We start from the raw sequence: 7,210 nt of genomic DNA, 5'->3' as shown, positions 1-7,210 counted from the left end.
ATTGTACCGTAAAAGGACTGTTATATGGCCTTTTTACTTTTACACAATTATACGGACTTTATCGTTTAATTTTAAAAAATAAGTAAATAGTTAAATAAGGAGGAATAACATTGACTAAATTAACTATTCAATCAGCACAACCGCATCATCAAGAAGGAGGACAATTAATATATGCGGCAATAGACGACATGGCGCCGATTATACTAGGTAAATCTAAAGATAAAGAAATTGTTGAAGACTTACAACGATTATGGCAAAATCATGCGAATCGATTTAGTCATGATATGTCATTTGTGGCTTTAGAAGGTGACCAAGTTCTTGGTGCGATCACGTGCAGTCCCTTAAAACAAATTGATGAGGCGTTGATACCAACCGTACTTCAAATTATTTCAATGAATAAAATTAAACCCTTCAAATCTATCATCACACACCCAAAATCGTTTTATTCACTTGTTACGATGGATGAAGGCAACGAAGATGAATATCATATTAGTATGCTAGCGACGATGCCTAATGCCAGAGGGAAAGGTGTCGGTCAACAACTTATAAATGTTGCAGAACAAAAAGCTAAAGCATCAGGATTTAGTAAACTATCGTTAACAGTAGTGAAAGATAATAAAGCAGCATTGAAATTGTATCAAAAAATGGGATTTGAAATTGTTGGAGAAATTAATCATAAACCATACTATCTTTATAAAATGAGAAAAGAAGTAAATAAAGCATAACATCATCGGGTGCGGGAGAGGAATAAAGTAAATGCTTTATCCGTACTCAGCTTGCTTAACTTGTAGAATTTCTTAGTGAAATGCTCTTTGTTGGGGCCTCGCCGTCAAGGATGACTAGGTTTGAATAATGCTTGATTTAAGCGCATTTTCAAATCAATCAGCGATTGCCAAGATAACAAGGAAGCTGAAACATTTTATAATGTCCCAGCCTCATGTTAGCTACTCTCTATGTCTATTCAACTCAATTTTTACTAATTACGCTTGTACTTATCATATTTACCGTTAGCTATATCTTGTTCGCGTTGTTGAATTGTTTCATACACTTCATCAGCATCATCACCATCATAATAACCTTCTTCAATGGCGTGTTTTGTTTGAAGTTCTCCTGAAGATAAGCCACCGTTATATTTCTTTCTCAAAGCATCAACATACTCATCCTCATTAGTGGCAGCATTGATTTCTGCATTAGGATCATCTATATCATCTGTCTCAGAAGTTTGGTTTGATTGATCATAAATTGATTTTTCTTGTCCACGTTCAACGCGTAATGAGCTGTCGTATGCAGCGCTTGCAGGGCCTTCCATCACATTCCCTTGAGGAATGACGCCATTAGCTACTGCGCTATTGTATGCAGCAATTTTTTCTATTTCAGTATAGTTATTACTATAAATCACTGTTTCTAATGTTGCTCGATCAGTTATATTTTGAACATCAATTTGCTTAGTGTCTTGGGACACTGAGTCTTGTTTGTTAGACGAGTTGTCGTCATTACTTTGTTGCGTGGATGGAAGATCACTTTGCGCATCTTTATTTGACGATTTAGCACTAGACTGTTGATTGTCTTTCTCTTTATCATTATCTTTGTTATCTTGAGATGTTGTCTTAGACTTAGAATGATCGTTTTCCTTGTCTTGGTTTGAAAAGCTACAGCCTGCTAATAGAACTAGGCTTAATAATAATGTAAATAAAACTTTTTTCAATATAGTCACTCCTAAATTTAATATATTATTATTTTATAATGAAATAGATATTGAATGTTTTTATTTTTTGAAAATATTTTCAAAAACAAATTTACATAAAACATACAGTAACTTCATTGATATTTTACAAAATAATGGTAAATATGAAGTGAATAGGATGTGAGATAACATGAATAAAAAATTATTAAAAAGGTACTTTGATAACAATGATTTTAAAGCCATTGCGATTGTGGTAGGTACTAAAAAAATGGTGATGGAAAATGATATTCATTTAGATTATGAAAATGAAATTATTATCTATCCGCTAAAAAATTGTACACGTATTATCCCGTTTAGTTCTATTTCGTATATTGATTTATTAGAAGAAAACGAGCATTTCATTAATTATTTTAAAGAAACAGTGTAATCAAAAAAGCCTGAGACAACAATCGATGTCTCGGGCTGCAAATATATTGGCAGTAGTACAACGAAATAAAATTTGAAAAAATTTTATTTCTGTCACACGCCCTTGGTAAATCTATTTAATATTGTTTAACTAATTGGAGTTGGTAATCATCAGTGAAGTTGTCGACTAGGGCATAAGGGGAAATGATAAGTAATCTATGTTCATTAATAGCATTTTTACTTACACCATATTTGTACGCCTGATAAATAATTTTAGTGCAGTATGTAAATCTTTCGCTCTTAAGATTTAAAGTGACTAAATAGGTTTTATCTGTATCTTTATAGTGTGTTTCAGCCCATTTGGCAGCTTTCTCTCCAGCACCTGGCATAGTACAACGATAAATTTTAATCCAATCATCCCTTCCTTCACCAAATCGTTGTTTGAAAGAATGAAAGGATTCAGTAATGGGTTCATCACCTGGACCTTCTATTTGTAAAACAGTATCATGATCTAATGCAATGCTTGAATGTCCAAAGAACCCAAATAAAACTGGGCCCTTAGTAAGTATGATATCACCTGGCTGTAAATCAAAATCATCTTCGGTTGGAGAGAGTACTTTTGTATCATCTGTATGCGCGATTGCATGCGTCGAATAAGGTAGAAAAGTAATTAATATTACTAATTGTATTTTTATAAATGAAGAAATTAGACATTTCATTTTTGAACTCCTTAGTAATTATTAAACATTTATGAATATTGCATATAGATAACAATAAAAAAGGGCGTGCGACAATGAATGTAATAAGATTCCTGTCACACTCCCAAATTCACCGTTATAATATACCGAATATGAATACATAGATTAATAATGCAAATCCGAAAATATAAAATATGACGGTAAAGCCTAAGTATGATTCTTTGCGTTCTTCTTTTTTAGATTTAAGTAATAAGCCCAATATAATTGAGGCTGCTACTACGAAAATGATCCCGAGCCATAATAATATGGTTAAATGCAAACTCATGTGTAAGCCTCCTAAATATTAATTTAAAAAAATGTATATACCATAGGATAAATGTAGTATAGAAGCATAACAATATTAATTAGAAAAATCACTTCGCTAACTATGTTCTTACAAATAAGGGCAGTGCTCAAACTTAATATAATGGTAATGCCACTAACCGTAAGTCCTGGAACTAGCCAAAAGAAATCATCTAAATCTGGATTATAGGTGACAACGATATTAAAGCCCAGAAATAAAAGTGTCATAAAAATATTTATCCAAAAAATTTTATTATTATTCATGGGTGTCACCTCTTTATAATTCGTTAAACTTACTAACATCATATCATTTATTTTATACCGGTAACACGAGTTAATCAAAGTAATTAAATGTTTTTATCTTAATATTGAAATTTGGTGAAAATTTAGTTGCTAATATTTGGAAAGTAAGGAATAATGAATATCAAACTAATATTACAACATTTTTAAATACAAAAAAGCCAACCGCTATAAGGCAACGGTTGACATCATATCTCTTATTAAATTAAAAATTGAGTTGAATAGTTATTTTCAAATTCATATATGCTGCACAATTAAATAAACGTACCTCGAATGATTCACTTAATTGTAACAATTTCAACAAGAAACCATTAAATAAATGATAAATTTAGTGATTATTTATTGGGTTAATGATTTAATAATCTTTAACAGTATATTAAATGTAAGACATTATATACTACAAATAAGCAAAATAAATGCTATTTACATATTAAAGTTGAGTTATATTATATGTTTAGACAAAATTAATAATGAAATATTCAAAGAAAGCATAATTAAACTGAGGAGGGGGAACTATGACATTTTATGATTTTGTAATTGGGTTTATTAACGATGATACGCCTCTTGGAAGTTTAGCTCAGTATATCGAGAATGACGGTGAGTTTCCGAAACATGAACGAAATAATCAAGTAATTAGAGCGTACGTTATGTCAAACTACGTCGATCACCAACTTATTGAAAGTACAAATAGAGCAATAAGTTTATATAAATTAATTTGAGTGAGCGTAATACCAATTTTGCGTGTTTAACGCATTCCACACATCTTTAGTTTTAAAGTTAATTTCATTATTTTTTATTGAAAAAGGTTCAATAATATTTCTGTCCATCCAAGAATTAATTAATTCTTGGGGAACACCATCTAATAACATGTCTGTTTTGCTTATGATTAAACATTCCCAATCTAACGAGAGCTTATTTGGATTAACATAATTATATTCATTATGATTGCTCATCAATGACACTCCTTTTAGAATTGTGAATCTTATAATAATTTATACCCATCATGACGGGATTCAAACCACTTTATAAATTTTTTTAATGTTCTTGTTTTTGAAAATCAAAAAATTAATGTATACTATTACTCGAAAATTCAATTGTGCTTAAGAATTATTAGTAATTAGTAACACTTTCGATAAAAGTGAATGATTAGAAGCAAAATTTAAGTTTGAGGTGTATATAATGGTAAAAACACTCTATTTAATGAGACATGGACAAACAATGTTTAATCTAAGAGGCAAGGTGCAAGGGGCAAGTGACTCTCCTCTAACAAACTTAGGCATCGCTCAAGCTAAACAAGCAGGTCAATATTTTGAGGCACATCAAATTACATTTGGAAATTTATATTCATCAAGTTCAGAACGTGCATGTGATACGTTAGAATGTGTTGTACCTGATCAAGACTATAAGCGTCTAAAGGGACTTAAAGAATGGCATTTTGGGATTTTAGAAGGGGAAAGTAATGATTTACTAAATTCAAATTATGATGTCGAAGATGCATTTGGAGACCGTTTGGTTGTGTTTGACGGAGAATCTAAGGATGAAGTTGAAGCGCGTTTTATCGGCACGTTAACCGAAATTATGCGTACCACAGACAGTGAAACTAATTTAGTTGTCAGTCATGGAACGACACTTGATGTTTTTTTAAGAAAAGTTATTGGAGATACAGCAGCAACGCAATACTTTATTGGAAATTGTCATATTTTAAAATTTATATATGACAATAACGCATTTCAATTTATAGAAAAAATTGATCCAGAAAATGGTGATATATCTAAACATGAAAATTAAATTGGCTTATGAAAATCTCTACAAAAGACTTGTAGAGATTTTTTAGTGTGCTATTTAGAATGAGTCCTCAACGCATATAGAACAACACTTTTTAAAATAGTAAATAAAACATTTTTTGAAGTATCATTAATGCAACGATAACAATGATAATGCTTGATATTTTATTTAATATTATCAATAATCGACCGGACTTATCGAAGTGACCCACACTGCGTCCAGCAATTGCTAAAAAGATAAACCACAACCATGAAATACTAATCGTCGCTATAGTAAAAGCTATCTTTTCAGAACCGGCGTAGGCAGAAGCACTTGTACCAATCACTCCAATTGTATCCATAATTGCATGTGGATTAAGGAGTGAAACAGAGAGAGCGAAGCTAATTTGCTCAGCAGGTGAGATTCCCCTCTGATCATCTAATTGCGTACTTTGCTCATGCCACAATGACCATGCCATATATAGTAGAAACACTAATCCAATGATGTATACTACAATTTGGAGCAGTGGAAATGACATAAGGATTAAAGATACACCTATGACAGCTAATACTATGAGTAAAGAATCACATAGTCCAGCGGTAATTACAGCAGGCAATGCATGCCGAAATTTGGTTTGATTGGCCCCTTGGTTAAAGACAAATATATTTTGGGCACCTAAAGGTAGTATTAAGCCTATTGCCAATAAGAGCCCGTGTATAACAGCTTGTATCATTTTACACCTCACATAGAAGCGATTTTGGATTAACAAATTCTGAAAATTTAGAATATAAAACCCATTATAAAGGTCACATATGAAATGTCTAGAATAATGTTAAGCAATTATGAAAAAGGGTTAGACAATATCATATAATAACCAATGTACATCAAAATATTCATCACCAATTTTTGAAGATTTCGCTTCAAGTCCTAACGTTTCAAATCCTAAAGATGAGAAAAAGATTTTACCGGTAATGTTATTAGACGTCACACATGTCATTAGTTTTTCGATATTACGAGATTTGGCATAATCTAAAGCAGCTTTCATTAAATCTTGAAGTGTTGTTTCATCTTTCTTATCAAGAAAGAATAAATTCTCTAGCATGGCTTTATGGGAAGTTCCAACTTGTTTTAACTGACGTAATGTCACACATGCAACAAGTTTATCATCCTTGAAAGCACCGATGATATTACAAAATGCTTCATCATCAGAAAGTATTTGATTCAGGTCATCATTAGAGATATTCTCGAGATATACTTTATCCCATGAATACGTGTGGGAATTACTTGATAATAATTGAGTATAATATGCTAAGTCATTTTGTTTTAGTATACGAATCGTTGTCATTATGTCCTCCTATACCTATCATAGATTACAGTTCTATAATCGCAAAATTTATATGATTAATAGGGCAAGCTCAAAAAAATTGATGTAAAAACAATTTTATTATAAACTATTTGAGATTTAATATGTATAAATGTTTTATAAAGTTATTTATTTACTGTATTTATAGAATAACTTAAATCTGAAAATTTCACAAAAAAAGAAGACACAAAAATTCTAGAAAAAAAGAATTTTTGTGTCTAAAGGTAAGGGAGTGGGACAGAATTCTTTTTGAATTCGTTGTAACCCCAACTTGCTTAGCTTGTAAAATCACTTTCGTGATTTTTTGTGTTGGGGCCCCGACTCCCAGCTTGCTTTGCTTGTAGAATTTCTTGATGAAATTCTCTTTGCTGGGGCCCCGACCTCAACTTGCTTAGCTTGTAAAATCACTTTCGTGATTTTTTGTGTTGGGGCCCCGCCCACCTCCGCAAGGATGACTATAACTGAGAAAAGCTTGATTTAAGCGCCTTCTCAGTTCAGTCAGCTACTGCGAATTTGCTAATTAGCATGATTATATTATTTATGTCCCAGACTGATTTTATTTAAAATGCAATTATTCTACAACTTCCACATTTAAGTCAACGTCGATATTACCGCGTGTTGCTTTAGAATATGGACAGAATTCATGTGCATCTT

At 31.7% G+C, this 7,210-nt stretch carries 11 protein-coding genes and 1 pseudogene; 4 read left to right on the top strand and 8 right to left on the bottom strand.

Features of this window, described 5'->3' with window-relative positions:
• The first annotated feature begins 110 nt into the window (after window positions 1–110).
• Window positions 111–725, top strand: coding sequence for a GNAT family N-acetyltransferase (locus KA858_RS11845; protein ID WP_193839604.1), 615 nt, complete (start codon window positions 111–113; stop codon window positions 723–725).
• 251 nt (window positions 726–976) lie between these two features.
• Here KA858_RS11845 and KA858_RS11840 read toward each other — a convergent pair whose 3' ends face one another.
• Window positions 977–1,714: a hypothetical protein gene (locus KA858_RS11840; protein ID WP_348634762.1), complete on the bottom strand. Its 738-nt coding sequence runs from the start codon at window positions 1,712–1,714 to the stop codon at window positions 977–979.
• 160 nt (window positions 1,715–1,874) lie between these two features.
• On the opposite strand from KA858_RS11840, the gene KA858_RS11835 reads away from it, so the two are divergent.
• The gene (locus tag KA858_RS11835; protein ID WP_070855152.1) at window positions 1,875–2,111 is read left to right on the top strand and encodes a hypothetical protein; all 237 of its coding nucleotides are present in this window, start codon (window positions 1,875–1,877) and stop codon (window positions 2,109–2,111) included.
• Between the two features lie 115 nt (window positions 2,112–2,226).
• Here KA858_RS11835 and lnsA read toward each other — a convergent pair whose 3' ends face one another.
• The 3 genes from lnsA to tsaA form a co-directional block, all read right to left on the bottom strand.
• Complete coding sequence (gene lnsA / locus KA858_RS11830; protein WP_210135791.1) at window positions 2,227–2,808, bottom strand: lipoprotein N-acylation protein LnsA; 582 nt, start codon at window positions 2,806–2,808, stop codon at window positions 2,227–2,229.
• Between the two features lie 115 nt (window positions 2,809–2,923).
• Window positions 2,924–3,112 carry a type II toxin-antitoxin system toxin TsaT gene (gene tsaT / locus KA858_RS11825; protein ID WP_053029869.1) on the bottom strand — a complete coding sequence of 63 codons (189 nt, stop codon included), beginning with the start codon at window positions 3,110–3,112 and terminating at the stop codon, window positions 2,924–2,926.
• Window positions 3,113–3,135: 23 nt separating this feature from the next.
• Complete coding sequence (tsaA, locus tag KA858_RS11820) at window positions 3,136–3,393, bottom strand: type II toxin-antitoxin system antitoxin TsaA (protein ID WP_053029868.1); 258 nt, start codon at window positions 3,391–3,393, stop codon at window positions 3,136–3,138.
• A 551-nt stretch (window positions 3,394–3,944) separates the two neighbouring features.
• On the opposite strand from tsaA, the gene KA858_RS11815 reads away from it, so the two are divergent.
• Window positions 3,945–4,148 (top strand): sterile alpha motif-like domain-containing protein, encoded by a 204-nt coding sequence (locus KA858_RS11815; protein ID WP_053029867.1) that lies wholly within the window; start codon window positions 3,945–3,947, stop codon window positions 4,146–4,148.
• Here the strand turns inward: KA858_RS11815 and KA858_RS11810 are convergent.
• Complete coding sequence (locus tag KA858_RS11810; RefSeq protein WP_053029866.1) at window positions 4,140–4,382, bottom strand: hypothetical protein; 243 nt, start codon at window positions 4,380–4,382, stop codon at window positions 4,140–4,142. The genes KA858_RS11815 and KA858_RS11810 overlap by 9 nt on opposite strands.
• 226 nt (window positions 4,383–4,608) lie before the next feature.
• Here KA858_RS11810 and KA858_RS11805 point away from each other — a divergent pair, with 226 nt between their 5' ends.
• Window positions 4,609–5,217 (top strand): histidine phosphatase family protein, encoded by a 609-nt coding sequence (locus KA858_RS11805; protein ID WP_210135790.1) that lies wholly within the window; start codon window positions 4,609–4,611, stop codon window positions 5,215–5,217.
• A gap of 91 nt (window positions 5,218–5,308) precedes the next feature.
• Here the strand turns inward: KA858_RS11805 and KA858_RS11800 are convergent, their stop codons facing one another.
• From KA858_RS11800 to KA858_RS11790, 3 genes and pseudogenes are all read right to left on the bottom strand, one after another.
• Entirely contained in the window at window positions 5,309–5,926 is a 618-nt protein-coding gene (locus tag KA858_RS11800; RefSeq protein WP_210135789.1) for a LysE/ArgO family amino acid transporter, read from the bottom strand.
• A gap of 120 nt (window positions 5,927–6,046) precedes the next feature.
• Entirely contained in the window at window positions 6,047–6,538 is a 492-nt protein-coding gene (locus KA858_RS11795) for a GNAT family N-acetyltransferase (protein WP_210135788.1), read from the bottom strand.
• 589 nt (window positions 6,539–7,127) lie between these two features.
• A pseudogene (locus KA858_RS11790) lies at window positions 7,128–7,210 on the bottom strand (peroxiredoxin); the annotation flags it as partial.

The organism is Staphylococcus sp. GDX8P80P, assembly GCF_017893095.1.
GTDB lineage: Bacteria > Bacillota > Bacilli > Staphylococcales > Staphylococcaceae > Staphylococcus > Staphylococcus borealis.
Note: the sequence above shows the minus strand (reverse complement) of the source record. Positions and strands in the feature narration are given on the sequence as shown.

Excerpts from the sequence above, each read along its gene's own strand:
- KA858_RS11805 (WP_210135790.1), top strand. The coding sequence starts at position 4,609 with ATGGTAAAAACACTCTATTTAATGAGACATGGACAAACAATGTTTAAT.
- KA858_RS11810 (WP_053029866.1), bottom strand. The coding sequence starts at position 4,382 with ATGAGCAATCATAATGAATATAATTATGTTAATCCAAATAAGCTCTCG.
- KA858_RS11800 (WP_210135789.1), bottom strand. The coding sequence starts at position 5,926 with ATGATACAAGCTGTTATACACGGGCTCTTATTGGCAATAGGCTTAATA.
- KA858_RS11815 (WP_053029867.1), top strand. The coding sequence starts at position 3,945 with ATGACATTTTATGATTTTGTAATTGGGTTTATTAACGATGATACGCCT.
- KA858_RS11795 (WP_210135788.1), bottom strand. The coding sequence starts at position 6,538 with ATGACAACGATTCGTATACTAAAACAAAATGACTTAGCATATTATACT.
- lnsA (WP_210135791.1), bottom strand. The coding sequence starts at position 2,808 with ATGAAATGTCTAATTTCTTCATTTATAAAAATACAATTAGTAATATTA.
- tsaA (WP_053029868.1), bottom strand. The coding sequence starts at position 3,393 with ATGAATAATAATAAAATTTTTTGGATAAATATTTTTATGACACTTTTA.
- tsaT (WP_053029869.1), bottom strand. The coding sequence starts at position 3,112 with ATGAGTTTGCATTTAACCATATTATTATGGCTCGGGATCATTTTCGTA.
- KA858_RS11835 (WP_070855152.1), top strand. The coding sequence starts at position 1,875 with ATGAATAAAAAATTATTAAAAAGGTACTTTGATAACAATGATTTTAAA.